This window comes from Micromonospora sp. CPCC 205546, from assembly GCF_036902715.1.
Classification (GTDB): Bacteria; Actinomycetota; Actinomycetes; order Mycobacteriales; family Micromonosporaceae; genus Micromonospora.
This window is the reverse complement of sequence record NZ_JBAKHL010000046.1, coordinates 19,292-43,349: the sequence shown is the minus strand read 5'-3', so window position 1 is coordinate 43,349 and position 24,058 is coordinate 19,292. Positions and strand designations below refer to the sequence as shown.

Below are 24,058 nucleotides of genomic sequence, written 5' to 3'. Positions count from 1 at the left end.
CGGAAGTTCCGCCGCCGTTGCTTGCGATGCTGACACAGAGCCACCAGGTGACAAACGTTGCGTCAGGAGTGTTGCGTGCCCGATTTCTCTGATGGAGCGGAAGAAGCGAAGCGGGACGCGCGCGCCGCCGTGCTCGCCCGCCGCCGGGCGCTGACCGCGCCGCAGCGGGCCGACGCCGCCGGGCGCGTCCAGGCCGAGCTGGTGGCTCTCGTACGCCGGCTGCGCCCGACCCGGATGACGGCGTACGTGCCGGTCGGCACCGAGCCGGGCGGGCCCGACCTGCCGGGGGTGCTGCACGCGGCCCTGCCGCCGGGCGGGGAGCTGCTGATGCCGGTGCTCCGCGACGACCTCGATCTCGACTGGGCCGCCTGGAGCGGGCAGGACGCCCTGGTGGCCGCCGGGCGGGGGATGCGCGAGCCGGCGGGGCCGCGACTGGGCCGGGCGGCGGTCGCCGGGGCGCAACTCGTGGTGGTGCCGGCGCTGGCCGTGGACCGCCGGGGGCTGCGGCTGGGCCGAGGCGGCGGCTCGTACGACCGGGCGCTGGCCCGGGTGCCGGCGTCCGCCCTGACCGTGGTGCCGCTGCACGACGGCGAGCTGGTGGAGGCGCTTCCGGCCGAGCCGCACGACCGACCGGTACGCGCGGTCGTCACGCCCGCCGACGGGCTGCGTACGCTGGACGGCGCCCCGGGGGGCGTGACGGGTGTCGCGCCCCACACTTCCGCTGGACGAATCCGGGGGCGATGACGCACCATTGGCACTCGAATACGTCGAGTGCCAACCGGCCGTGTCCAAGATCCGGAGGAGAACGTGCCCACGTACCAGTACGCCTGCACCGCGTGCGGCCACCAGCTCGAGGCGGTGCAGTCCTTCTCCGACTCGCCGCTGACCGAGTGCCCGGCGTGTGAGGGACGGCTGCGGAAGGTGTTCAACTCCGTCGGCATCGTGTTCAAGGGGTCGGGCTTCTACCGCACCGACTCGCGCTCGTCCGGCTCGGAGACCTCGAACGGCGCCGCCACCAAGCCCGCGAAGTCCGACTCCTCCTCCGGCGGTGACTCCGGCTCGTCCGGCAACTCGACCGCCGCGTCCTCGGGTTCGTCCTCGTCCTCGTCGGGCTCGTCGTCGTCGGGCACGGGCGGATCCTCCGGCGGCGGGGGCAAGACCCCGACCGCCAGCACCGCCGGCGCCTCCTGACCCGCGCCGCGTCGGCCCCGGGCGGCGTGGCCGGGTCAGTCCCAGTGCGGGGGGCGCTCCGCGAGCAGCCAGTCGTCGTTGCCGCCGGAGCGCTCGCCCCAGCCCCGGTCGGTGTCGTCGGCGGTCTGCTCGGGCAGCACGACGAAGTCGTCGCTGAGGTCGACCGTGCGGTCGTCGTCGCCGCGTACCGCCGGGGTGCCCGGATCCTCGGTGATGCTCACGAGCGGCAAGACTAGCGCAGCGGTGACCGGGGGGGGACGGGCGACGAACCGGCGGACCGCCGCGTCCGGCCGGCCCGGAGGCCGACGCGTTGGTAGCGTCGGACGGCGTGACGACCCCCACCTCCGGCGGCTCCCCCGACGAGTACTGGCGGCGCCCCGACGCCTCGTCCGAGCGCCCCCCGGGGCCGACGGCGTCGCCCCCGGCGCGTGGGAGCGGCTACCCGGGCCCGCCCCCGACCACCCCGCCGCCGCCCGGATGGCGTCCACCGGTGCACCTGCGACCGCCGCCGCCCCGGCGACTGCCGCCGCAGGACATGGCGGGACTCGACGCGGACGAACAGCGGGCGCAGCGGCTCACGTACGGCGTGGGCACGGTGGCCGGGGTGGTGCTGGTGGTCCTGGTCTGCGTGCTCTGCTCGCGGCTCCTGTTCTGACCGCTGCCGGCCCGACCCGCCGCCGGCGGCCCGCCGCGAGGTGTCAGAAGGTGTTGCCCCAGACGGTCTCGGCACCGGAGTGCCCGGTCAGGTAGACGTAGACGAGGCTGACGACGCCGAGCGCCACCACCGCGACCGACAGCACCGGGGTGACCCAGGAGGGCAGCTTCGGCACCCGCCGGTACCCGCTCGTCACCACGAGCAGCAGCAACGACGCCACCGCCAGCGGCAGGACCCAGCGGAACAGGATGTCGCCGTAGCGCGAGTGCTCGAAGATCTGCGCCACGATCGGGCCCTGCATGCCCCGTGCCACGAAGGCGTCGGTCAGCTCCTCGCCCGACTCGACGGCGACGAAGGCCGACACCGGCGCCACCACGGCGAGGATCGCCACCGCCCAGTCCAGCCGCGACCGGAACCGGGGCAGCGCCACGTACGCGGCGGAGAGCAGGGCCAGCAGCGGCACGAGCACGACGACCGCGTGGACCACCAGCACGTGGGCGGGCAGACCCAGGATCTCCTTGAACATCCACACCTCCGGCGGTACGCGGTCGAGGGGTGCCAGCGTACGGCGCGCCGGTTCCCCCGCCCAGGTCGTCTCGACCGACGACACGCACCCGGAGCCGGTCCGGTTCACCTCCCTCGGTGACGACGCCCGCCGCCCGGACGACCGCGCGGGCTGTGGCCGGCGCCACCCTGCCGCGGAGGCCGGTTGTCGGTCCCCGGGCCGCGTGCTGTCATTGGCACATGCCCGGTGGCGAGGAACTGCTCCGGTCGAGGGGCCTGCGGGTCACCCGACCGCGCCTCGCCGTGCTCGACGTGCTGGCCGCCGGCGGTCACCTGGAGGTCGACGAGATCACCCGCCGGGTCCGCCAGCGCCTCGACTCGGTCTCCACCCAGGCCGTCTACGACGTGCTGGGCGCCCTCTCCCGGGCCGGGCTGTCCCGCCGCATCGAGCCGGCCGGCAGTCCCGCCCGCTACGAGGCCCGCGCCGGGGACAACCACCACCACGTCGTCTGCCGGGGCTGCGGCGAGATCGCCGACATCGACTGCGCGGTCGGCAGCGCGCCCTGCCTGGATCCGGACATCGCCCACGGGTTCGAGGTCGACGAGGCGGAAGTGACGTTCTGGGGCCTCTGCCCCACCTGCCGGGCCCGCCGTTCCGCCGACGACTGACGGCCGGCGGCTCTCCGCGCGGCGCGCGGCGGCACTGCGTGGCACGCTTGGTCGGTGGACTCCGATGACCTCGGTCTCTTCGGTCCGGGTTCGGTCACGTGGAAGGTGCACGAGGAGCCGATCCTGATCGTCGCCGGCCTGCGTTCGCTCTACCTCCAGTCGCTGCATCCCCGGGCCATGGCCGGGGTCGCCCAGAACAGCAACTACCGCTCCGACGCCTGGGGTCGCCTGGTGCGCACCGCCACCTACGTGGGCACCACCATCTACGGCACCACCGCCGAGGCGGAGGCCGCCGGGCTCCGGGTGCGCCGCCGGCACGCCCGCCTGCGGGCCACCGACCTGTTCAGCGGGGAGGAGTTCCGGGTCGACGACCCCGAACTGCTGCGCTGGGTGCACGTCACCGAGGTCGAGTCGTTCCTCGACACGGCCCGTCGCGCCGGGCTGCCGCTGACCGCCGACGAGATCGACGGCTACTACACCGAGCAGCGACGCTCCGCCGCCCTGGTCGGCCTCGATCCGCAGACCGTCCCGGGCACGGCCGCCGAGGTGGCCGACTACTACCGCCGGATCCGCCCGCGACTGCGGATGACCCGCGAGGCGGCGGAGACGGCGCTCTTCCTCACCGCGCCACCTATCCCGTGGAAGCTGAGCCTGCCCGCCCGGATCGGGCTCAACCTCGGCCCGCCCCGCTGGGCGTACTTCGGCATCGCCGCCACCGCGCTCGCGCTGCTGCCGGCCTGGGCCCGGCGGATGTACGGCGGGCTCGGCCTGCCCACGACCGCGCTCTCCGCCGACCTGAGCGTGCGGGCGCTGCGGCTGACCCTCGCCACGGTGCCGCGCCGCTGGCGCGAGGGCCCGTTGCAGCAGGCCGCGAAGGAACGCGCGGCCCGGCTCACCGGCACGCCGGCCTGACGGGAGCACGCCCGAGCCAGGCTGCCACCTGGGCCCGGGGCGCTCAGTCCCTGCCGGGCACCGCGTCGCTCGCGCGCTCGACCACCGGGTCGCTCGCGCGCTCGACGGCCGCCCACGGCTCCTTGCCCGGCGCCTGCGCCCCCACCGGACAGGTGCGCCGGTAGTCGCACCAGCCGCAGCGCGGCCCCGGCGTGGTCGGGAAGGCCTCGTCGGGGTCCTCCCCGTCGGCGACCGCCCGCTCGGCGGCCATGATGTCGCGGGCGGTCTCCTCCGCCCGGGTGAGCTGCCGGGCCAGCGACTCCGCGGTGTGCTCGTGCGCCGCCACCGTGCCGCTCGGCAGGTGGTGCAGCTCCACGCGGCGGCACGGCCGGCGGAACACCCGCTCGGCGGCGTACGCGTAGAGCGCCAGCGCCTGCGAGCCGCGCGCGTCGTCGGCGTCCAGCCCTGTGCGGCCCGTCTTGTAGTCGACGATCACCAACTCCGGGCCGTCCGACCCGGGGCGGGAGTCGATCCGGTCGGCGCGGCCGTTGAACGCCAGCACGGCGGTCTTGACCGCCACCACCCGCTCCACGCCGAGCGGGTCGGCGTCGGGCTCCAGGGTCTCGACGTAGGACTCCAGCCAGCCCAGGGCCCGCCGGTAGGCCGCCCGCTCCTGCTCGTCGTCGCGGTAGCCCTCGCGCACCCAGGTGCCCTTGAGCAACGCGGCGAGCGCCTCGGGCCGACGCCGCTCGGGACTGAGGGCGTACCAGTTCTTCAGGGCGGTGTGCACGCTCGCACCGAGGGAGTTGTGCGCCCACGGCGGGCCCTTCTGCGGGGCCGGACGGTCGACGTAGGAGTAGCGGTAGCGCCGTGGGCAGTCGGCGTAGGCGCCGAGCTTGCTGGGCGTGCAGACGAAGAGCCGCTCCGGCATGCCCTCGAAGCCGAGCTGCTCGGGCTGACCGCCGCGGGGCCGGGGGGCGCGCCCGCCGCTGGTGGAGGACCGTCCGGCTGAAGAGGCTCGTCGCACACCGCGATCCTGCCATCCGCCCCCGACGAAACCGACCGCCGGTCAGGCCATGTTGGCGTACTGGGTGACGAAGGCGGCCACCGCGTCCGCGATGAGCTGCACCGCGATCGCGGCCAGCAGCAGACCGGCGATCCGGGTCAGCACCTCGATCCCGCCGGGTCGCAGGATCTTGACGATCCCGCCGGAGAACCGGAGCACGATCCAGACGGTGAGCATCACGGCCACGATCGCGGCGGCGATGGCCGAGACGTCCGCCCCGCCGTCGGCCTGCTGGACGAAGAGCATGGTGGCCACGATGGCGCCGGGACCCGCCAGCAGCGGCGTGCCCAGCGGCACGAGGGCGATGTTCGAGGTGGCCTGCTGGCTCGGGTCGTCGGCCTTGCCGGTCAGCAGCTCCAGCGCCACCAGGATGAGCAGCAACCCGCCGGCGGCCTGGAGGGCCGGCAGGTCCACGTGCAGGTAGTCGAGCAGCGTCTGCCCCGCCACCGCGAAGATCACGATCACGCCCAGCGCCAGGGCGACGGCCTGCCAGGCCGCCCGGTTACGGTCGCGCGCCGTCAGCGGGCCGGTCAGCGCCAGGAAGATGGGCATCATGCCCGGCGGGTCGACGATCACCAGCAGGGTCACGAAGACCTCGCCGAACAGCTTGGCATCCACGTGATCAACGTAGCCGTGCCGCCGGAGGCGGAAACGCGGATCAGCCGGAAGCGACCTCGGTCACTCCGCGCGCCTCGGCGACGATCCGCTCGTACGCCCCGGGGTCGGTGGTGAACGCGCCGAGCCGGACGGTCTTGTGCGTGCCGTGGAAGTCCGACGAGCCGGTCACCAGCAGGCCCAGCTCGCCGGCCAGGGCCCGCACGTGCGCCCGCTCGGCCGGGGTGTGGTCCTCGTGGTCGGCCTCCAGCCCCGCCAGCCCGATCGCGGCCAGGTCGGCGATCAGCTCGTCGGGCACGATCCGCCCCCGACGGCTGGCCCGGGGGTGGGCGAACACCGGCACGCCGCCCGCCGCGCGCACGAGCCGGACGGCGCGGAAGACGTCGATGTCCTCCTTGGGCAGCCGGTAGCGCTCGCCCAGCCAGTCCGGCCCGAACGCCTCCGTGGTGGTGGCCACCAGGCCGGCCCGGATCAGCGCCTGCGCGATGTGCGGCCGGCCCACGGTCCCGCCGGCCGCGCCGGTCAGGATCTCCGGCCAGCTCACGTCGATCCCGTCGGCCCGCAGCAGCGCCACGATCCGCTCGCCCCGCTCCTCCCGGGCGGCCCGCACCCGGGCGAGTTCCGCGACGAGTTCCGGGGCGTCCGGATCGAACAGGTACGCCAGCAGGTGCAGCGGCAGCGCCGGCTCCTCGCCGTACCACCGGCAGGAGAGCTCCGCGCCCCGGACCAGGCTGAGCCCGGCCGGCAGCGCCTCGACGGCCGATGCCCAGCCGGCCGTGGTGTCGTGGTCGGTGATCGCCACGACGTCCAGCCCCGACTCCGCCGCCGCCCGCACCAGCTCGGCCGGGCTGAGCGTGCCGTCGCTGGCGGTGGAGTGGGTGTGCAGGTCGATCCGGGGTGCCGCGCTCATCGGCCCGACGCTACCGGCCGGCGGACCGCCCCGGGCACGCGGGCGCGCGCTCAGGAGCGGCGGTCGCCGCCCACCGGCACCGGGCGCATCCCGGCGGGCAGGCCGGTCACGGGCGCGGGGAGGGCCGCTTCGCCGTCGAGCACGCGGCCCACCTCGACCCGGACGAGCTCACCGGCAGCGTCGGAGTAGTGGGCCGTGCCCTGCGGCGTCCAGGCGACCGGTCCGGCCACGGGCGGCCCGGCCGGGCGGGTCGCCGGTGCGGGGGCGAGCCGGTCCAGGTCGACCAGCAACGCGCGGTCCCGCGCGCCCGCCTTCCCGTTGACCAGGAGCCACCGGCCGTCGGCCGAGACGGCGCCGGCCGCGTCCCCGGCCAGGATGGGCCCGCAGCCCGTCCGCACCGGGGCCAGGTTCCGGGCCGGATCGAGCAGGGCGACGCAGGGCCGGCGCGGGGTGCCGGCCGACACCAGCGCGACGACCAGTCCGTCGGGACGCGTGCCGTGGACGTGCAGGGCCGCGTCGCCCGCACCGTGCGGGGGACCCGCCGCCGGACGCCACAGGGCGTGACCGGGCCGGGCCGGGTCGAGGCGGACCAGGACGGTGTCCCCGGCGAAGCCGACGGGCGCCGCGGCGGGCGGCACCGGAGTGCGGGCCGCGCCGACGACCTGGGTGCCGACGATGCCCGCGACGACCAGGTCCGTCCCCTCCCGCCAGGCGACCTGCCGCCCGTCGGGACTGAGGACGATGTCCCGTGCCCCGGCCAGCAGCAGGTGTGCCGCGCCCTGCGGCTGCACGACCCACAGCGAGCGGCCGGCCGCCGTCGGCACGCCCACCACGGCCCAGCCGGCCCCGTCGGGGAGCCGCTGGGCGCGCTCGGCGGCCGCGCCCACGTCGGGCAGGACGAGCCGCTGCCCGGCGGCGGTGACCAGCACGTCGTTGAGGATGAGGTCCACCTCGCCCCGCACCAGGTCGGGCTGCGGGGCGGCCGAGAGCTGCGGGGTCGGGTCCGCCAGCGGCGAGGCGTACGGGTCGCCGAGCACCACGGTGGGATGGGTGGGCCGCCCGGGCTGCTGCCCCAGCTGCGCCATTCCGGCGCTGACCGTCACGGTGGCCACCGCGGCGAGGGCGATCCCGGTCAGCGTCCGCCGGCGCCGGGACCGGTCGGCCCGCCGGATCGCCAGTCCCGCCGGATCGGCTACGAGCGGGCGCGCGACGGACACCCGGCGGGCGAACGCCTCCCGTACCGCCTGCTCCAGCTCGTCCTCGGTCACGGCGAATGGACGCGTCGGGCCGTCGGTCCGGTTGTCACCTGGACCGGCGGGACGGCTCACCGGTGCTCTCCGGCCCGGCCGGCCGGTACGACCGGGAAGGCGGCCTGCCGGCCGCGCTGCTCGTCGCGGGCGGCGGCCGACGCCGCCTTCGAGCCGGCCCGCGCCCCCGAGGCCACGGGCACCGGGTCCTCCGCCGGCTCGGCGTCCGGCACGGGCCCGGCGACCGCCCCGGGGAGCCCGCACTGCTGCGTGTGCCCGGCCGCGGGACCGCCGGGGACGGCAGCGGTGGCGGTGCCCGCCGACCTGCCCGGCACGGCGGGCGCGCCCTCCCGGCTGGCCGGTGCGACGGCTGGTGAGGCGTTCGTCGCCGCGACCACGGCCGCCGCGTCCTCGCCCACCACCATCGTCGGCGCCCCGTAGGCGGTCGCCGGGCGGATCGGCGCACCACCGTGGGCCGGAACGGGCCCGCCGGTGTCGGAACGCCCGGCGCCGTCGCGGGCGGGGACGGAACGCCCGGCGCCCTCGGGGGCCGGGCCGGGCCGGTCGACACCCCCGCGGGCGGGGGCGGGCCGGTCCTTGCCGTCGACCGGGGTCGGATCGACCCCGGTCGGCAGGTCGAGGGCGGCCTCGGCACCCATCCGGCGGCGCAGGGTGCCCAGTGCGCGCGAGGTCTGGCTCTTCACGGTGCCCGGCGAGATGCCGAGCAGTGCGGCGGTCTGCGCCTCGGACATGTCCTCGTAGAAGCGCAGCACGAGCACCGCCCGCTGCCGGCTGGGCAGCGCGCTCAGGTGGCGCCAGAGCAGGTCCCGGTCGAGCTGCTGCTCGATCTCGTCGACGCCGGCCCGCTCCGGCAGCACCTCCGTGGGACGCTCACCGTGCCAGCGCCGGCGCCACCAGCTGGTCGACGTGTTGATCATGACCCGGCGGGCGTACGGCTCGATCGCCTCGATCCCGCCGAGCCGCCGCCAGGCCAGGTACGTCTTGGTCAACGCGGTCTGCAACAGGTCCTCGGCCGTGGCCCAGTCCCCGCTGAGCAGGTAGGCGGTGCGCAGCAGGGCGCTGGAGCGGGCCGCGACGAAGTCGCGGAACTCCTCCTCCAGGGGATCCCTGCTCACCACCGGCCCACCTCCGCGCCCCGTTCCCCTGGCAGGTTGCCACGCCGGGGGCGGTCGGGTCGACGGCGAACGGTGCGCAGTTCCTCCGATGTTCGGACGAAAAGTTTCAGGCCCCGTCGTCGGCCTTGGCCTCGTCGGCCTCCTTGCCCAGCCGCGCCTCGACCGCCTGCGGCTCGTACATCTCCTCGACGACGCGCAGGTAGAGCTCGTTCGGGTTGGGCAGGTTCTTGATCTCGCGCAACGCCTGCTCCTGGCCGGCGGACTCCAGCACGAACGTGCCGTAGTTGAGCGCCCGGCCGGTCGGGCTCTGCTCGTACTTCATGTCGGTGACCCGGGTCAGGGGCATCATCGCGACCCTCCGGGTGATGATGCCGTCGACCACCATCACCCGCTTGTTGGTCAGGATGAAGCGGTCGTACCACCAGTCGGCGACCTTCCAGGCCACCCACCCCATCACGGCGAACCAGAGCAGCACGGCGATCGTGGTGAGGGCGCCCACGTCCTGCCCGGCGAGGAAGCCGGAGAGGTAGCCGAGCACGAAGGTGGCGGCGACGCCGACGAGCAGCGGGGTCGTGAGGTGGATCCAGTGCCGCTTCCACTCGCCCCGGTAGCGCTCGGTCGGGAAGAGGTAGCGCGCCACCAGCGAGCTGGGCTCGTCCTCCAGCGGCAGCACCCGACGCGGGGCCATGCCGGCGGCGTCGGCCCGCAGACCGGCCAGCTCGTCCTCGGAGATCTGCGGCGGCTGGTAGCCGGCCTCCGGGTCACGGACCCAGGCCCGACCGGACCGTCGATCTCCGGCGTACGGGCCGTCGCCGTAGCCGACATCGTCCGAAAGGGACGGGCCGTCGGAGAAGCCCGGACCGGTGCCGTGGCCAGGCCCGTCGTCGGGGCCGATCCGGGGGATCGGCTCCGTGTCCCGCTCCCGGCGCTCCGAATCGGGATCGTCGGGATCGAAGGGTGGACCGGAGGGGTTCGCCATCGGCGGCTAGGCGACGAGGCTGGTGAAGAAGTCGCCGAACCCCTGGGCGATGTCCATGATCCCTCCGCCCAGCGACTTGAACACATCCGCCGCAGAGTTTGGCCGATAGGCGACGAAGAAGATCAAGAATGCGATTCCGGCCCAGGTGAGGACCTTCTTGACCATGGCGGGCCATCCTCTCGCGCGGCGCCGGGTCCCATTACCGCAGCGGCACCCAGGGTATCAGTGTGGTGTCGTACAGTGAATATCTGCGTCCGTTCTCCGACATTCCGGGTCGCCTGTCAAGCCCTGCGGGCTGGTCAGGCCTTCCCGTGCAGATACGGAGACGGTGCGCCGTACACGAGCTCGGGCGGCGTCCACTCGGTCAGGTCGTGCAGCACGACATCTTCCGCGAGCAGGTGACCCGCACTCGCCGGCCAGGCTATCGCATGGAGCCACAATCCCCGAGCCTCGCCGGCGTACGCGCTTCGATCCGTCGGCGAGTTCACGAGCCACAGTGGAGTGGGGTGACCGGCCACCTTGATCCTGGCCTGCCCGACGTGCTCGGGATGCCCCGGCCCGGGATCGGTCAACGCCTGCGCGAGTTCCGGGCCCGGATCCGGTCCGGCCAGCCCCGCGAACCGGGTGCCCAGGCCGACGCCCGGCTCCTCGGCCACGAAGACCAGATCCGCCGGGCCACCGCCGAGCGGCGCCGGACCGGCGCAGGCGACCGCCGTGGCACGCACCCCGGTGCGGTCGTCGCCGGCGTACGCCACACCGGTCATGGTCCAGCCTGTCGGCAGCGGCCAGGGACACCACAGCGGAGCCCTCGGCCGGCTCGGCGGCTCGGCGGCGGCGGTGATCCGCTCCACCACACTGGCCACGATCTCGGCCCCGATGTGCTCGGGCACGCGTAGCGGGGCGACCGGACCGCAGTCCAGGCAGCGGGACTCCGTGTGCATCAGGTCCGGCGCCCGCACCGGTCCACCACATTTCGGGCAACTCACCGCGACACTCACCATCCCACCGTCACCCGCCCACGCCGCCCAGTCAAGCGGAGCGCCGGTTTCGGTGCCACCGCACGGCGTCGGGCGGCACCGCCCCGGGCCCGCTCAGCGGTGCCGCCGCACGGCGTCGGCCGGCCGCCGCCCCGGGCCCGCTCAGGCCGGCGGCGGCCCGGCGTACGTGCGGATCCAGGCGTGCATGGCGATGCCGCTGGCCACGCCGGCGTTGATCGACCGGGTGGAGCCGTACTGGGCGATCGAGAAGAGCTGGTCACAGGCGGCACGGGCCGGCTCGGAGAGACCCGGGCCCTCCTGCCCGAACAGCAGGACGCAGCGCCGGGGCAGGGTGCTGGTCTCCAGCGGCCGGGAACCGGGCAGGTTGTCGATGCCGACGACCGGCAGCTCCCGCCCGGCCGCCCAGGCGACGAACTCCTCGATGCTCTCGTGGTGCCGGACGTGCTGGTAGCGGTCGGTCACCATCGCGCCGCGCCGGTTCCACCGCCGCCGGCCGACGACGTGCACCTCGGCGGCGAGGAAGGCGTTGGCGTTGCGGACGACGGTGCCGATGTTGAAGTCGTGCTGCCAGTTCTCGATCGCGACGTGGAAGTCGTGCCGCCGCCGGTCCAGGTCGGCCACCACCGCCTCGCGCCGCCAGTAGCGGTACCGGTCGACGACGTTGCGCCGGTCGCCCTCGGCGAGCAGCTCGGGGTCGTAGCGCGGGTCGTCCGGCGGGTCCCCGGGCCACGGTCCCACGCCGACGTCGAGCTGGTCTCCGGTCACGGTCACGCAGGGTACGGCCCGCGGGCCACGCCCCGGAGCACGACCCCGCCCCGGACCCGGGCGGTTCCGGCACCCGGCCCCCGACCGCGACCGGGTCGCGGCCCTCGGCCGGGGCCGACCCGCCCCGGGACACAGCGGTACGCCTCAGCGCAGCCCCAACGCGGCGCCGAGGCGGTCGAGGAAGCGGCGGTCGGCGGGGGCCGGCGGCAGCTGCGGGGTGCCGGTCGTCGCCGCCCTGCACACCCGGGCCGCCACCGACTGCACCCACTGCCGGTACGCGGCCGAGTCGGCGGGATCGGCCCGCCGCCGCAGCACCCGGGTCGCGGCGCGGCAGGCGGCGAGCAGGTCCACCACGTCGGTGAGGCGGTCGACGGCGTCGCCCGCCTCGTCGTGCCGGGCGTAGATGGCCACGACCACCGCGCGTACGAGATCACTGTCGAAGGCCCGGCCCGCCGCGACCGCGTCCAGGCCGGCGAGCCCGGCGGAGACTCCCCGGTGCGGCCGGCCGGGGCCGGGCGCGGCGGCGGCCACGATCACGCGGCCGGGCAGGCTGGTCAGCAGATCCCACTCGGCGGCGGAGTAGACGGCGGTGGTCAGCGGTGCGGCACGGCGGCCGGCAGAGGACGGCTCTCCGGCGACGGAGTGGCTCATGGGGACCTCCGGCGCCAGCATATGCCCCGGACCGGGAAAAGGGCCCCTACCACCCGGAACCCGGATGAGAAGGGGCCCATCGGTCAGCGGGGCTCGGGGAAGCTGGGCCGCTCCGGGTCGACGCCCTCGGGCACCGCCGCGGCCGCGTACTCCTTCTTGGGAACCATCACCCGGCGACGGAAGACGCACACCATCGTGCCGTCCTGGTTGTAGCCCCGGGTCTCCACGGAGACCACGCCGCGGTCGGGCTTCGAGGACGACTCGCGCTTGTCCAGCACCGTCGTCTCGCCGTAGATCGTGTCGCCGTGGAAGGTGGGCGCCACGTGCCGCAGGGACTCGACCTCGAGGTTCGCGATGGCCTTGCCGCTGACGTCGGGCACCGACATGCCCAGCAGCAGCGAGTAGATGTAGTTGCCGACCACCACGTTGCGCTTGAACTGGCTCGCCGTCTGAGCGTAGTGCGCGTCCATGTGCAGCGGGTGGTGGTTCATGGTGAGCAGGCAGAAGAGGTGGTCGTCGTACTCGGTGACCGTCTTGCCGGGCCAGTGCCGGTAGACCGCGCCGACCTCGAACTCCTCGTAGTAGCGGCCGAACTGCATCCTTGTCCCCTTCGACGGGCGGCGATGGAGTTCGGCACAGCATGCCTTATGGAGTGTTAAGTCGAGGCCCGGGGCGCGTGGCGTGCGGAAATGTCACACCGCCACAACCGGGGGGAGACGCAATGAGCGGCGGGGCCCTCCCCGGCACCCGCCGCCCACGCTCTGATGCGGATGATTCTGCCGTACGACAAGCCGAACCGAACAGAGACCCAAGTCACATTTACCTTTTCGTGACACTACTGTGTGTGTCCGGCCGCCCGAGCTTCGGCGATCTCCGCATGCCGGATACCCGCCTGTCAAGCGCCCGATTGGCGATTCGCGCCGGTCAATCGTGTCGATCACCATGGAAACGCTCCCATCACGTCTGGTCACGCAAATGCGCCATGCATTTGCGCACCGCAAGGGGCAGCAGCGACAACGTCCGTCGATGACGGCGGGACCCGCGCAACGCCGTGACGAGCACGTTTCGGCGGGGGCGGGCCGGGAATTCCACGAGGTACGCCCTGGTTCCACCAGACGTAGCTATTCCGCGCCGATCGGAGACTTTCATGGCAACCGTAGAGCTGACCACGGCAAACTTCGACGAGGTGACCGGCAGCGACGGCATCGTGCTGGTCGACTTCTGGGCCGAGTGGTGCGGCCCGTGCAAGCGGTTCGCCCCGGTCTACGAGCGCTCCTCCGAGAAGCACTCCGGGATCGTCTTCGGCAAGGTCGACACCGAGGCGCAGCAGGAGCTGGCCGCCAAGTTCGAGATCCGCTCGATCCCGACCATCATGGCGATCCGCGACGGCGTCATCGTCTTCGCCCAGCCCGGCGCCCTCCCCGAGTCCGCCCTCGAGAACCTCATCGAGCAGGTCGAGGCGCTGGACATGGACGACGTCCGCGAGAAGCTCGCCGGGCACAGCCACTGAACCACCCACGCACCACGACGGCCGGGCCCGGACGGGCCCGGCCGTCGTCGTCCGGGCGAGGCCGCCGACCGGGTACGGACCGCACCACTGGCCCCCCGGCCAGCGGTTGATGACCGTCGGACGGAGCCGGGGCGGGCGGTACATCCCGTATCGTCACGACGCGATGGAAACCTTGACCACCCGAGGTCGCACCGCCCGGCTCGCCGCCACCGTCCTCGGTTTCGCCGTCCTGCTGGCCGGCACCGCCTGGGGCGCCGACGACCACTTCCCGTTCGGCCCGTTCCGGATGTTCTCCACGTCCAACCCGCCGAACTCCCCCGCCCCGGACACCCGCGTCGAGGGCGTCGACAGCAACGGGGCGGTCGTCGAGCTGGGCGAGAGCGCCACGGGCATCCGCCGGGCCGAGATCGAGGGCCAGCAGAGCCGCTACGCCGCCGACCCCGCGTTGCTCACCGAGGTCGCCGACGCGTACGCCGAACGTCACCCGGACGCGGCGGAGCTGGTCGAGGTCCGCATCGTCGTCCGCTGGCACGGCATCCGCGACGGGCGGCCCACCGGCCGCTGGACCGACGAGACCGTGGTCGCCTGGCAGGCGGAACGATGAGCCGCTGGCTGACCGAGGCGGTGCCCCGCGGCCGGGTGGCCGCCTTCCGCACGCTGATCTATCTCTTCGTCGCCGCCGACCTGATCGTCTTCACCCCCTGGGTACGCACCCGCGTGGCGGTGCCCGGCGAGCTCTACCAGCCGCTGCTGGTCGGCCGCCTGCTGCCGCTGCCCACGCCCACCCCGGCGCTGGTCGCCGTGCTCTTCTGGGCCCTGCTGCTGCTCGCCCTGCTCGCCGCGACCGGCCGGGCGCCCCGCCTGCTCGGGTGGACGGTCTTCGCGCTCTACTTCGAGTGGATGATCGTCGCGATGAGCTACGGCAAGGTCGACCACGACCGGTTCGGCCTGCTCGTCGCGCTGGCCGTGCTGCCCACCGCCGGCCGGGCGCGCCACGGCGACCCCACCCGCACCGAGGCGGGCGGCTGGGCCCTGCGGGTCACCCAGGTCGCCGTCATCTGCACGTACTTCCTCGCCGCCTGGGCCAAGCTGCGCTTCGGTGGGCTCGACTGGCTCACCGGCTCGGTGCTGGCCAGGGCCATCATCCGGCGCGGCACCGAGCTGGCCGACCTGATCGCCTCGGTGCCGTACCTGCTGATCGTCGCCCAGTTCGGCATCATCGCGTTCGAGCTGCTCAGCCCGGTGGTCTTCCTGCTCAGGGAGCGCTGGCGCCTGGCCACGGTGGGATTCTTCTACTCGTTCCACCTGGTCACGATGGCGACCATCACGATCTCGTTCGCCCCGCACCTCGCCGCGATGACCGCCTTCCTGCCGCTGGAGCGGGTCCGGCCGGTGCTCTGGGCCCGCCGGTTGCTCACCCGCCGGGGGCGGGACGACGGACGGTCCGCCGGCGCCTCGCCGGCACTCGCGGGTCAGGCGTCGGCGGCCGGGCGACCGGACGGTCCGTAGAGACGCTCCCGCGCCTCCTGGGGCAGCGCGCACGCGGCCGTGCCGCCGGGCAGCCGGTGCCGGTTGCGGGCCACCCAGCGGTACGCGGGCCACGCGGCGACGCGCACCGGAGGGAATCGGAGGCCGGCGCCCGCGACCCGCCAGAGCGGGCCGCTGTCGCCGAGCAGCCGCGCGATCGCGTCCGGGCCCGCCGCGCGGGAGCCGTCCGCGCCCACCCACTGCACCGCCTCCTCGCACTCGGCCTCACTCAGGCCCAGCGCGTCGAGGTCGGCGAACTGCCACGGCACCACCCGGACGCCGGTCGGGATGCGCCGGTCGATGAACTCGGCGCACCGGGTGCAGAACGCGCAGTCCCCGTCGTAGACGAACGTCGAGCTCTCCATGCCTCCATCCTCCACCCGCCGACGGTGCGGTCGGCGGCGAGGTGGGCGGGAACACGGCGGGTCGCTTGCGCTGCGCTCGTACGCGTGTTCGAATGATGGCCATGCGCTGGGACAACCTCGCCGCTCCCCCGGACGAGGGGGTCCCGGGCCGGGCGGCGCCGGCGACACCACCCCTGCCGCTGGCGCTGCCCGGCGCCGTCGCCCGCACCTTCGACACGCCGGGCTTCGCCGGCATGACGTTCTACGAGGTGCAGGCCAAGTCGATCATCAACAAGGTGCCCGGCACGTCCCGCGTCCCGTTCGAGTGGACGATCAACCCCTACCGGGGGTGCAGTCATGCATGCAAATACTGCTTTGCACGCAACACGCACACCTACCTCGACCTCGACGCCGGGGCGGACTTCGACCGGAAGATCATCGTCAAGGTCAACGCCGGTGAGCTGGTCCGGCGGGAGCTGGCCGCGCCGCGCTGGCGGGGCGCGCCCGTCGCGATGGGCACCAACGTCGACTGCTACCAGCGGGCCGAGGGGCGCTACCAGCTCATGCCGCAGATCATCGCGGCCCTGCGCGACTTCGCCAACCCGTTCTCGATCCTCACCAAGGGCACCCTGATCCTGCGGGACCTGCCGCTGCTGCGCGAGGCCGCCCAGGTCACCCGGGTCGGCGTGTCGTACTCGGTGGGCTTCGTCGACGAGGGGCTCTGGCGGGCGGTCGAGCCGGGCACCCCCAGCCCGGGGCGACGGCTGGACGTCGTACGGGCGCTGGCCGACGCCGGCTTCGACGTCGGCGTGCTGATGGCGCCGATCCTGCCCGGGCTCAGCGACGACGACGCGTCCATCGACGCGACGGTGGCGGCGATCGCCGCGGCCGGGGCGACCAGCGTGACGCCGCTGGCGCTGCACCTGCGCCCGGGTGCCCGGGAGTGGTACGCGCGCTGGCTCGGCCGCGAGTTTCCGCACCTGGTCCCCCGCTACCGCGAGCTCTACCGCTCCGGCGCGTACGCCCCGCAGTCCTACCAGCGGGAGCTGACGGCGCGGGTGCGCATCGCGGCCCGCCGGCACGGGCTGCACCGGGGCGAGCGGGGCGACGACCGACGCCCGACCGACCCGGTTCCCGTGCCGCCGGCCGCCGAGCAGCTCACTCTCCTGTAGGCGGCCGGCGATACGCTGCCGGCGTGCGGGAGACGAGCACGAGGGCCCGGCCGTGCGCTCGCGGGCGGGGGCTGAGCGGCGGGGTTAGAGTCGGCGGGTGCGTTCCGCTCAGCAGATCCTCGCCGATTCCGCCGTGATCGCCGTCGTGGGCGCGTCCCGCGACCCGCGCAAGGCCGCGCACAGCGTGCCGTTGCAGATGCAGCGGTACGGCTGGCGCATCATCCCGGTCAACCCGACGGCCGACGAACTCTTCGGCGAGCGCGTCTACCGGTCCCTGGCCGACATCCCGCACCCGGTGGACCTGGTCGACGTCTTCCGGCCGGCTGAGGACGCGGTCGAGGTGGTGCGCGAGGCGGTGGCGATCGGCGCGCCGGCGGTCTGGTTGCAGCTCGGCATCGTCTCGGCCGAGGGGCGGCGGATCGCCACGGAGGCGGGCGTCGACTACGTCGAGGACCGCTGCCTGATCGTCGAGCGCGCCGCCGCCGGCCTGACCAGGCTGGGCTGATCGGACGTACGGCGGGCGCGAGCGGCGAGCGGCGTCGGTACCGTCGGATCGGCCCTGTCGAGCTGATGTCGTAAACGACTCACACCGCACGGCCCCGGGCGATGTCACGGGCGGCTCACCCCCGCGTTCCCGGTGGTGTCACAGTCGACTCACGCCCGCACGCCCGGGCGATGTCGCAGCCGGCTCACCTTCGACTCCCCGGGCGATGTCGCAGCCGACTCACGCCCGCACCCCCCGGGGCGATGTCGCAGCCGACTCACGCCCGCACCCCCCGGGCGATGTCGTAGACGATTCAGCTCGACAGGGGCCGGTTGGCGGCACCGGTGGTGGGCCGGTGCCGCCGGCGCGGCGTAGGCGTCAGAGCTTGTACTCCTTGAGCAGGCCCCGGGAGATGATGGTCTTCTGGATCTCCGAGGTGCCCTCGCCGATGAGCAGGAACGGGGCCTCGCGCATCAGGCGCTCGATCTCGTACTCCTTGGAGTAGCCGTAGCCGCCGTGGATGCGGAACGCCTCCTGGACGACCTCGGCGCAGTACTCCGAGGCGAGCAGCTTGGCCATGCCGGCCTCGACGTCGTTGCGCTGGCCGGCGTCCTTGAGTCGGGCGGCGTTGACCATGAGCGCGTGGGCCGCCTCGATCTTGGTGCCCATCTCGGCGAGCTTGAACGCGATGGCCTGGTGCTTCGCGAGCGGCTGGCCGAAGGTGCGGCGCTGCTGGGCGTACGCGACGGCGAGTTCGAAGGCGCGGATGGAGATGCCGCAGGCACGGGCGGCCACGTTGACGCGGCCGACCTCGATGCCGTCCATCATCTGGTAGAAGCCGCGGCCGACCTTCTCCGCGCCGCCGAGGACGGCGGACTCGTCGACGGTCACCCCGTCGAGCACCATCTCGGTGGTCTCGACGCCCTTGTAGCCCATCTTGTCGATCTTGCCGGGGATGGTCAGGCCGGGTGCGGTCTCGCCGAAGCCGGGCTCCTTCTCCAGCAGGAAGGTGCTCATGTTGCCGTAGACGGAGTCGGCGCCGGTGTCGGTCTTGACCAGGGTCGCCACCACCGAGGAGTACGCCCCGTTGGTGAGCCACATCTTCTGGCCGTTAATCACGTACCGGTCGCCGTCGCGCACGGCCTTCGACTTGATCGCGGAGACGTCGGAGCCGCACTCGGGCTCGGACATCGAGAACGCGCCGCGCACCTCGCCGGTGGCCATCCTCGGCAGCAGCCGGGCCTTCTGCTCGGCGGAGCCGTGCTGGGAGATCAGGTAGGCGACGATGAAGTGGGTGTTGACGATGCCGGAGATCGACATCCAGCCCCGCGACAGCTCCTCGACCACCAGCGCGTAGGTGAGCAGGGACTCGCCGAGCCCGCCGTACTCCTCGTCGATGGTGAGGCCGAAGAGGCCCATCTCGCGCATCCCGTCGAGGATGTCGCTCGGGTACTCGTCGGCGTGCTCCAGCCGCTGCGCGTGCGGGATGATCTCCTTGTCGGCGAACTCCCGGACGGTTTCCAGGATCGACCGCTGCACATCGGTCAGGCCGGGCGTCTGGGCGAGTCGGGCCATGTCAGCCTCCGGGTGGTCGGCGCCTTACTCATGGGTAACTGAACGCTTGGTCAGTATTGGCCGCACGGCCGTCGAGGCCAAGGTGACCAGTCCACACAACCGCTGTGAAAAGGTTCACCGCTGCGGGTAGCGTCCGGCAAGAGGGGACGCGATCCGCCACCGGCAGGAGGAGACCGTGAGCCAGCCACCGTCGTCGGGGCCGCCCGATCCGGACCGGCCGCCGTCGCCCTGGGAGCCCCCGCCGGGCCACGACCCGTCCAGCTACGAACCGCCCGACCACGAACAGCCGGCGTACGGGCAGCCGCGCTACGGGCAGCCCGGCGAGCCGCCGCACGGGCAGCAGTGGGGGCACCAGCCGCCGTACACCCCGCAGGTGCCCTACGGGCAGTACGGCCCGCCGTCCGGTCCCCGCTCCGGCGGGACCAACGTGCTGGCCATCCTCTCCCTGGTCTTCGCGTTCGTCTTCTCCCCGGCCGGCATCGTCCTCGGGCACCTGGCCAAGCGGCAGATCCGCACGACGGGCGAGGACGGCGACCAGCTCGCCACCTGGGGCCTCATCCTCAGCTACGTCATCACCGGGCTCGGCCTGCTGGCCTGCTGCGGCTGGATCGCGCTGATCGTCGTCGCCGGCAACAGCGGCCCCGACTACTGAGCCCCGCGGGTCAGCGGAACTGGGCCTCCCGGACGCTGTTGCCGCCGTCCACCACCAGCATCTGCCCGGTGATGTAGGAGGCGGCCGGCGAGCAGAGGAAGGCGATCGACGCGGCCACCTCGTCCGGGGTGCCGGGGCGGCCGACCGGGGTGCCGAGGCCCTGCCTGATCTCCGCGACCGTGGAGGCCGCGGTGTGGATGGTGCCCGGCGCGACGGCGTTGACGGTCACCCCGTCGGCGATCATCTCCATCGCCAGCGCCCGGGTCAGCCCGACCACGCCCGCCTTGGCCGCCGCGTAGGCCGCCTCGGTGGGCAGGGCGTTGACCGGCCCGGCGGTGGCCGACAGGTTGACGATCCGGCCCCAGCCCCGCTCGGCCATGCCACCGATGAAGGCCCGGCTGCACAGGAACGCGGTGGTGAGGTTGCGGTCGATCTCGCCGCGCCACTCGTCGTAGCTGAGCTGGGCGACCGGGCGCAGCACCTCGGGGCTTGCCCGGCTGGCCAGACCGGCGTTGTTGACCAGCACCTCCACGTCCCCGAGCTGCTCGGCGACCGCGTCGGCGAGCGCGCCCACCTCCGACTCGTCGGTGAGGTCGGCGACGAAACCGGTCACGCCGAGTTCACCCGCCCGTTCGTGGATGCGGCGGGTGGTGGAGACGATGGCCACCCGGGCGCCGAGGTCGGCCAGCCGGCGGGCCGTCGCGTACCCGATGCCGTCCGCGCTGCCCGCCCCGGTGACCAGGGCGACCTTCCCGTCGAGCCGCATGGTCACCGGGTCCGGCAGCGGCGCGGGCTCGTCGACGCCGGCAATGCCCGCCTGGGCGGCGGCGCGGGTGCGCCGGGCCGCGCCGGGGCGGCTCGCGTCCCGTCTCGGTCGGCTGCCGGAGCGGTCCGCGGCTCGCGCGTCAATCACCATGCCAGGATCCTGCCCGCTCGGCGGGGCCCGGGCAACGCGGCACACCCGGTGGCGACGCCCCGGCCTCTGGGCAGGGCTGACTACCCTGACGGGCGCACCCCGACCCAACGGAGCAGACGAATGACATATCCCCCGCCCTCCGGCGGCTGGAACGACCCGGCGTGGTCGGGCCAGCAGTCGAGCCCGCCCGCCGACCCCGCCCGCCCGGTGAGCGGTCAGCCCGTCCCCACGCAGCCCACCGGCGCCGACCCGTACGCGCAGGCCAACCAGTACGCGCCGGACCCGTACAACGGTGACCCGTACGCGGGCGGCGACCCGTACGCCGGGATGAAGCAGGCGTCCGGGCAGCCCGCGGTCTACCCGCCGGCCTACCCGAACTACGGCTACGCCCCCGCGTCGAAGACCAACGGCCTCGCCATCGCCGCCCTGGTGCTCGCGCTGGTCGGCATCGGCTCCTGCATCACCGCGCCGATCGGCGCGATCCTCGGCCACGTCGCGCTGAACCAGATCCGGCAGTCCGGCGAGGGCGGCGAGGGCATGGCGAAGGCCGGCATCATCGTCGGCTGGATCGTCACCGGCCTGTACCTGCTGGTGGTCCTCTTCTACGTGGCGATCATCGTCTTCGCGATCACCCAGGCCGACACCAGCGGCACCACCTACTGACGCGACGGTGCCGCCCCGGCGCGGGCCGGGGCGGCACGGATCGTCGGAGGGGCGGAACTACTCCGCCGGCGGGGTGAAGGACGAGCTACGCGTCATGCCCGCGGCCCGGCCCTTCGCCGCGACCACGAGGGCCATCTTGCGGGACGCCTCGTCGATCATCTCGTCGCCGAGCATCACCGCGCCGAGCCGGCCGCCCGCCTCCGACGTGTAGTGCTCGTACGCGTCGAGGATCAGCTCGGCGTGGTCGTAGTCGGCCTGGGCCGGGGAGTAGACCTCGTTCGCGGCGTCGATCTGGCCCGGGTGCAGCACCCACTTGCCGTCGAAGCCGAGCGCCGCCGAACGCTTGGCCACCTCGCGGAACCCGTCCACGTCGCGGATCTGCAGGAACGGGCCGTCGATGGCCTGCTTGTCGTGCATCCGGGCCGCCATCAGGATGCGCATGAGGATGTAGTGGTAGGGGTCGCCCGGGTAGTCCGGGATGAGCGCGCCGACCACCAGCGACTTCATGTTGATCGAGGCCATGAAGTCGGCCGGCCCGAAGATGATGGTCTCGACCCGGGGCGAGGCGGCCGCGATGGCGTCGATGTTGACCAGGCCGGCGGCGTTCTCGATCTGCGCCTCGATGCCGATCCGGCCGACCTGCAGGCCGAGCGTCCGCTCCAGCTGGGTGAGGGTCATGTCGAGCCACTGCACCTGGGCCGCGTTCTGCACCTTCGGCAGCATGACGCAGTCGAGGTTGGCGCCGGCGCCCTCCACCACGTCGATGACGTCCCGGTAGGTCCACGGCGTGGTCAGGTCGTTGACCCGCACGACGCGGGTCTTGCCCGACCAGTCGCCCTCGTTGAGCGCCGCGACGATGTTCTTGCGGGCGTCGGGCTTGGCCAGCGGCGCGACCGCGTCCTCCAGGTCCAGGAAGACCTGGTCGGCCGGGAGCCCCTGGGCCTTGCCGAGCATCTTGACGCTGGAGCCGGGTACCGCGAGGCAGGACCGGCGGGGGCGACCGACTGCGGCCATGGATGCGCTCCTTCCAGCGTGCGGAGGGCACGCCGACGTCACCTGACGGGAAATGCGAGGGCTGAACGGTCCCAAAGGTCTTTGTGACGCCACGGTAACCTCGTGCCGTGACCGGGGTGAATGGACCTGTGGAAGATCTCACTGGGCGTCGGATCGTGGTGGTGACCGGGGCCAGCTCCGGCATCGGACTGGCGGCCGCCGTCGACCTGGCGCGCCGCGGTGACCAGGTGGTACTGGTCGGCCGGGACCCGGCCCGGCTCCAGGCCGCGGCGGAACAGGTGCGGGAGGCGTCCGGCGAGAGACCGGAGCTCTTCCGGGCCGACTTCGCGGTGCTGGACGACGTCCGCCGGCTGGCCGGGAAGCTGCGGGAGGCGTACGACCGGATCGACGTGCTCGCCAACAACGCCGGGGCGATCGTGCTCCAGCCGCTCACCACGGTCGACGGCTTCGAGTTGTCGATCCAGGCCAACCACCTGGCCCCGTTCCTGCTCAGCAACCTGCTGCGCGACCGGGTCGGCCGGATGGTGGTGACCGCCTCGGGCGCGCACCGCAGCGGCGTGCTCGACCCGGCCGACCTGAACGCCCCGCTGCGCCGCTACCGGCCGATGCGGGCGTACGGCACCAGCAAGCAGGCGAACATCCTCTTCGCGGCCGAGGCGGCCCGGCGCTGGCGGGAGATCCCCGCGTACTCCTTCCACCCCGGGGTGGTGCGCAGCCGGTTCGGCAACGACAGCCGACTGGTCGCCCTGGGCATGCGGATCCTGCCGTTCCGCAGCCCGGAGAAGGGCGCCGAGACGCTGGTCTGGCTGGCCAACCAGGACCCGGCGCGGCTGATCACGGGCGGCTACTACGTCGACCGGCGGCTGCGCCGACCGCTGCCCCGGGCGGCCGACCCGCAGCTCGCCGCCCGGCTCTGGACGGCCAGCGCCGAGGCGGTCGGCATCGCCGGATAGCGGGACCGCACGGCAGGCGGTGCCGCCGGATCTGCGGTGCCGCCGGGGGCCGGAGCGCTGCGATACTCCGCCGCATGACGACCACGGGGAACGACGCCAGCGCCTTCCTGCGCGTGCTCGGCGAGGACAAGGAGCTTCCGGGCCGGCTCGACGCCGAGCTGACCATCTTCAACAACCGGGCCACCGGCGCGGACGACGAGGCCGCCCTCAACGTCCGGGTCGACGACGCCGACGGTGAGCTGGTGGCCGGCCTCACCGGCTGGTCCTGGGGCGGCTGCGCCGGGATCAACATGGTGTGGGTGCGCGAGGACCGCCGCGGCGAGGGCTGGGGCGGCCGGCTGCTGCGGGCCGCCGAGGACGAGGCCCGCCGGCGCGGCTGCACGGAGATCTCGGTCTCCTCGTTCTCGTTCCAGGCGCCGGAGTTCTACCGCCGGCACGGCTACCTCGACACGGGGCGCCGCGAGGGCATCCCCGGCGGCCACGTCGACCACCACTTCTTCAAGTCGCTGGTCACCGACCCGGCCGCCGCCGTGCGCCTGGTGGCGCTGGTGGAGCTGGCCCCCGACGCGGTCGAGGCCGGCCAGCGGTACGAGGACGCGGTGCTCGGCCTGCTCGGGCGGCACGGCGGGCGGCTGGAGCGTCGGCAGCGCACCGGCGACGGGGGTACGGAGGTGCACCTGATCCGGTTCGACACCCGCGCCGGCTACGACGGTTTCCTGGCCGACCCGGAGCGGGTGGCGCTGCGCGGTGAGCTGGGCGCGGCCGCCCCGACCACCCGGGTGCTGGAGGTCCACGAGGTCTGAGGCGGCGCGGGGCCGATCCGCGGGGGGTTTGTTCACTGTGGACATCCTGATACGGTGCGTTCCAGTGATCAACGCCGATTAGTGAGGGGAGCTCCCGCATGACCGAGCAGATCGAGGCCTTCGAGCCGGTGGCGTCCGACGACTACGACCAGGAACTGACCTGCCTGG

The 24,058-nt window shown here is 73.8% G+C and carries 31 protein-coding genes; 14 read left to right on the top strand and 17 right to left on the bottom strand.

Features of this window, described 5'->3' with window-relative positions:
* Positions 1–75: 75 nt before the first annotated feature.
* Both V6U77_RS20930 and V6U77_RS20925 read left to right on the top strand, forming a co-directional pair.
* Positions 76–744, top strand: coding sequence for a 5-formyltetrahydrofolate cyclo-ligase (locus tag V6U77_RS20930; RefSeq protein WP_334608108.1), 669 nt, complete (start codon positions 76–78; stop codon positions 742–744).
* Between the two features lie 27 nt (positions 745–771).
* Positions 772–1,191: an FmdB family zinc ribbon protein gene (locus tag V6U77_RS20925; RefSeq protein ID WP_334608106.1), complete on the top strand. Its 420-nt coding sequence runs from the start codon at positions 772–774 to the stop codon at positions 1,189–1,191.
* A gap of 35 nt (positions 1,192–1,226) precedes the next feature.
* Here the strand turns inward: V6U77_RS20925 and V6U77_RS20920 are convergent, their stop codons facing one another.
* Positions 1,227–1,421, bottom strand: a complete 195-nt coding sequence (locus tag V6U77_RS20920) for a hypothetical protein (protein ID WP_089002131.1) — start codon at positions 1,419–1,421, stop codon at positions 1,227–1,229.
* A 98-nt stretch (positions 1,422–1,519) separates the two neighbouring features.
* Here V6U77_RS20920 and V6U77_RS20915 point away from each other — a divergent pair, with 98 nt between their 5' ends.
* Positions 1,520–1,846, top strand: a complete 327-nt coding sequence (locus tag V6U77_RS20915; RefSeq protein WP_334608104.1) for a hypothetical protein — start codon at positions 1,520–1,522, stop codon at positions 1,844–1,846.
* 43 nt (positions 1,847–1,889) lie between these two features.
* Here V6U77_RS20915 and V6U77_RS20910 read toward each other — a convergent pair whose 3' ends face one another.
* Positions 1,890–2,372: a DUF2231 domain-containing protein gene (locus tag V6U77_RS20910; RefSeq protein ID WP_334608122.1), complete on the bottom strand. Its 483-nt coding sequence runs from the start codon at positions 2,370–2,372 to the stop codon at positions 1,890–1,892.
* A 218-nt stretch (positions 2,373–2,590) separates the two neighbouring features.
* Here V6U77_RS20910 and V6U77_RS20905 point away from each other — a divergent pair, with 218 nt between their 5' ends.
* Entirely contained in the window at positions 2,591–3,019 is a 429-nt protein-coding gene (locus tag V6U77_RS20905) for a Fur family transcriptional regulator (protein WP_334608102.1), read from the top strand.
* Between the two features lie 54 nt (positions 3,020–3,073).
* Positions 3,074–3,931, top strand: a complete 858-nt coding sequence (locus tag V6U77_RS20900) for an oxygenase MpaB family protein (protein ID WP_334608101.1) — start codon at positions 3,074–3,076, stop codon at positions 3,929–3,931.
* 43 nt (positions 3,932–3,974) lie between these two features.
* Here the strand turns inward: V6U77_RS20900 and V6U77_RS20895 are convergent, their stop codons facing one another.
* The 11 genes from V6U77_RS20895 to V6U77_RS20845 all read right to left on the bottom strand — a co-directional run bounded on the left by V6U77_RS20895 (position 3,975) and on the right by V6U77_RS20845 (position 12,876).
* Entirely contained in the window at positions 3,975–4,841 is an 867-nt protein-coding gene (locus V6U77_RS20895) for a RecB family exonuclease (RefSeq protein ID WP_442934473.1), read from the bottom strand.
* 138 nt (positions 4,842–4,979) lie between these two features.
* Positions 4,980–5,594 carry a MarC family protein gene (locus tag V6U77_RS20890; protein ID WP_334608099.1) on the bottom strand — a complete coding sequence of 205 codons (615 nt, stop codon included), beginning with the start codon at positions 5,592–5,594 and terminating at the stop codon, positions 4,980–4,982.
* 40 nt (positions 5,595–5,634) lie between these two features.
* Positions 5,635–6,501 carry a PHP domain-containing protein gene (locus V6U77_RS20885; protein ID WP_334608096.1) on the bottom strand — a complete coding sequence of 289 codons (867 nt, stop codon included), beginning with the start codon at positions 6,499–6,501 and terminating at the stop codon, positions 5,635–5,637.
* A gap of 50 nt (positions 6,502–6,551) precedes the next feature.
* On the bottom strand, positions 6,552–7,769 hold the full coding sequence (locus tag V6U77_RS20880) for a hypothetical protein (protein WP_334608094.1): 1,218 nt from the start codon (positions 7,767–7,769) through the stop codon (positions 6,552–6,554).
* A gap of 56 nt (positions 7,770–7,825) precedes the next feature.
* Positions 7,826–8,884 carry a SigE family RNA polymerase sigma factor gene (locus tag V6U77_RS20875; RefSeq protein ID WP_334608093.1) on the bottom strand — a complete coding sequence of 353 codons (1,059 nt, stop codon included), beginning with the start codon at positions 8,882–8,884 and terminating at the stop codon, positions 7,826–7,828.
* A 106-nt stretch (positions 8,885–8,990) separates the two neighbouring features.
* Entirely contained in the window at positions 8,991–9,863 is an 873-nt protein-coding gene (locus tag V6U77_RS20870; protein WP_334608092.1) for a PH domain-containing protein, read from the bottom strand.
* Positions 9,864–9,869: 6 nt separating this feature from the next.
* Positions 9,870–10,028, bottom strand: a complete 159-nt coding sequence (locus V6U77_RS20865) for a hypothetical protein (protein ID WP_007455302.1) — start codon at positions 10,026–10,028, stop codon at positions 9,870–9,872.
* A gap of 134 nt (positions 10,029–10,162) precedes the next feature.
* Entirely contained in the window at positions 10,163–10,864 is a 702-nt protein-coding gene (locus V6U77_RS20860) for a DUF6758 family protein (protein WP_334608091.1), read from the bottom strand.
* A 138-nt stretch (positions 10,865–11,002) separates the two neighbouring features.
* On the bottom strand, positions 11,003–11,626 hold the full coding sequence (locus V6U77_RS20855) for a TrmH family RNA methyltransferase (RefSeq protein ID WP_334608089.1): 624 nt from the start codon (positions 11,624–11,626) through the stop codon (positions 11,003–11,005).
* A gap of 144 nt (positions 11,627–11,770) precedes the next feature.
* Positions 11,771–12,298: a hypothetical protein gene (locus V6U77_RS20850; RefSeq protein WP_334608088.1), complete on the bottom strand. Its 528-nt coding sequence runs from the start codon at positions 12,296–12,298 to the stop codon at positions 11,771–11,773.
* A gap of 62 nt (positions 12,299–12,360) precedes the next feature.
* Complete coding sequence (locus V6U77_RS20845; protein WP_334608087.1) at positions 12,361–12,876, bottom strand: MaoC family dehydratase; 516 nt, start codon at positions 12,874–12,876, stop codon at positions 12,361–12,363.
* 548 nt (positions 12,877–13,424) lie between these two features.
* Between V6U77_RS20845 and trxA the strand changes: the two genes are divergently transcribed.
* The 3 genes from trxA to V6U77_RS20830 all read left to right on the top strand — a co-directional run bounded on the left by trxA (position 13,425) and on the right by V6U77_RS20830 (position 15,296).
* Positions 13,425–13,787: a thioredoxin gene (gene trxA, locus V6U77_RS20840; protein ID WP_334608084.1), complete on the top strand. Its 363-nt coding sequence runs from the start codon at positions 13,425–13,427 to the stop codon at positions 13,785–13,787.
* Positions 13,788–13,950: 163 nt separating this feature from the next.
* Positions 13,951–14,391, top strand: coding sequence for a hypothetical protein (locus V6U77_RS20835; protein ID WP_334608083.1), 441 nt, complete (start codon positions 13,951–13,953; stop codon positions 14,389–14,391).
* Complete coding sequence (locus tag V6U77_RS20830; RefSeq protein WP_334608082.1) at positions 14,388–15,296, top strand: HTTM domain-containing protein; 909 nt, start codon at positions 14,388–14,390, stop codon at positions 15,294–15,296. Before V6U77_RS20835 ends, V6U77_RS20830 begins: the two co-directional genes overlap by 4 nt.
* Here the strand turns inward: V6U77_RS20830 and V6U77_RS20825 are convergent.
* Positions 15,260–15,679 carry a thiol-disulfide oxidoreductase DCC family protein gene (locus V6U77_RS20825; RefSeq protein WP_334608081.1) on the bottom strand — a complete coding sequence of 140 codons (420 nt, stop codon included), beginning with the start codon at positions 15,677–15,679 and terminating at the stop codon, positions 15,260–15,262. The two genes, V6U77_RS20830 and V6U77_RS20825, sit on opposite strands and share 37 nt — an antisense overlap.
* A 101-nt stretch (positions 15,680–15,780) precedes the next feature.
* On the opposite strand from V6U77_RS20825, the gene V6U77_RS20820 reads away from it, so the two are divergent.
* A complete protein-coding gene (locus V6U77_RS20820) occupies positions 15,781–16,830 on the top strand; it encodes an Rv2578c family radical SAM protein (protein ID WP_334608080.1) in 1,050 nt (349 codons plus the stop codon).
* A gap of 97 nt (positions 16,831–16,927) precedes the next feature.
* Positions 16,928–17,335, top strand: a complete 408-nt coding sequence (locus V6U77_RS20815) for a CoA-binding protein (RefSeq protein WP_334608078.1) — start codon at positions 16,928–16,930, stop codon at positions 17,333–17,335.
* A gap of 357 nt (positions 17,336–17,692) precedes the next feature.
* On the opposite strand, the gene V6U77_RS20810 is transcribed toward V6U77_RS20815, so the two are convergent.
* On the bottom strand, positions 17,693–18,889 hold the full coding sequence (locus V6U77_RS20810) for an acyl-CoA dehydrogenase family protein (RefSeq protein WP_334608076.1): 1,197 nt from the start codon (positions 18,887–18,889) through the stop codon (positions 17,693–17,695).
* A 175-nt stretch (positions 18,890–19,064) separates the two neighbouring features.
* On the opposite strand from V6U77_RS20810, the gene V6U77_RS20805 reads away from it, so the two are divergent.
* Positions 19,065–19,541, top strand: coding sequence for a DUF4190 domain-containing protein (locus V6U77_RS20805; RefSeq protein WP_334608074.1), 477 nt, complete (start codon positions 19,065–19,067; stop codon positions 19,539–19,541).
* 10 nt (positions 19,542–19,551) lie between these two features.
* Here the strand turns inward: V6U77_RS20805 and V6U77_RS20800 are convergent, their stop codons facing one another.
* Positions 19,552–20,457 carry an SDR family NAD(P)-dependent oxidoreductase gene (locus V6U77_RS20800; protein ID WP_334608072.1) on the bottom strand — a complete coding sequence of 302 codons (906 nt, stop codon included), beginning with the start codon at positions 20,455–20,457 and terminating at the stop codon, positions 19,552–19,554.
* 120 nt (positions 20,458–20,577) lie between these two features.
* Here V6U77_RS20800 and V6U77_RS20795 point away from each other — a divergent pair, with 120 nt between their 5' ends.
* Positions 20,578–21,120, top strand: a complete 543-nt coding sequence (locus tag V6U77_RS20795; RefSeq protein WP_334608070.1) for a DUF4190 domain-containing protein — start codon at positions 20,578–20,580, stop codon at positions 21,118–21,120.
* Positions 21,121–21,177: 57 nt separating this feature from the next.
* Here V6U77_RS20795 and V6U77_RS20790 read toward each other — a convergent pair whose 3' ends face one another.
* Complete coding sequence (locus tag V6U77_RS20790) at positions 21,178–22,134, bottom strand: HpcH/HpaI aldolase/citrate lyase family protein (protein ID WP_334608069.1); 957 nt, start codon at positions 22,132–22,134, stop codon at positions 21,178–21,180.
* Between the two features lie 128 nt (positions 22,135–22,262).
* Here V6U77_RS20790 and V6U77_RS20785 point away from each other — a divergent pair, with 128 nt between their 5' ends.
* Positions 22,263–23,087: an SDR family NAD(P)-dependent oxidoreductase gene (locus V6U77_RS20785; RefSeq protein WP_334608068.1), complete on the top strand. Its 825-nt coding sequence runs from the start codon at positions 22,263–22,265 to the stop codon at positions 23,085–23,087.
* A gap of 74 nt (positions 23,088–23,161) precedes the next feature.
* Positions 23,162–23,890: a GNAT family N-acetyltransferase gene (locus tag V6U77_RS20780; RefSeq protein WP_334608067.1), complete on the top strand. Its 729-nt coding sequence runs from the start codon at positions 23,162–23,164 to the stop codon at positions 23,888–23,890.
* Positions 23,891–24,058 lie beyond the last annotated feature (168 nt).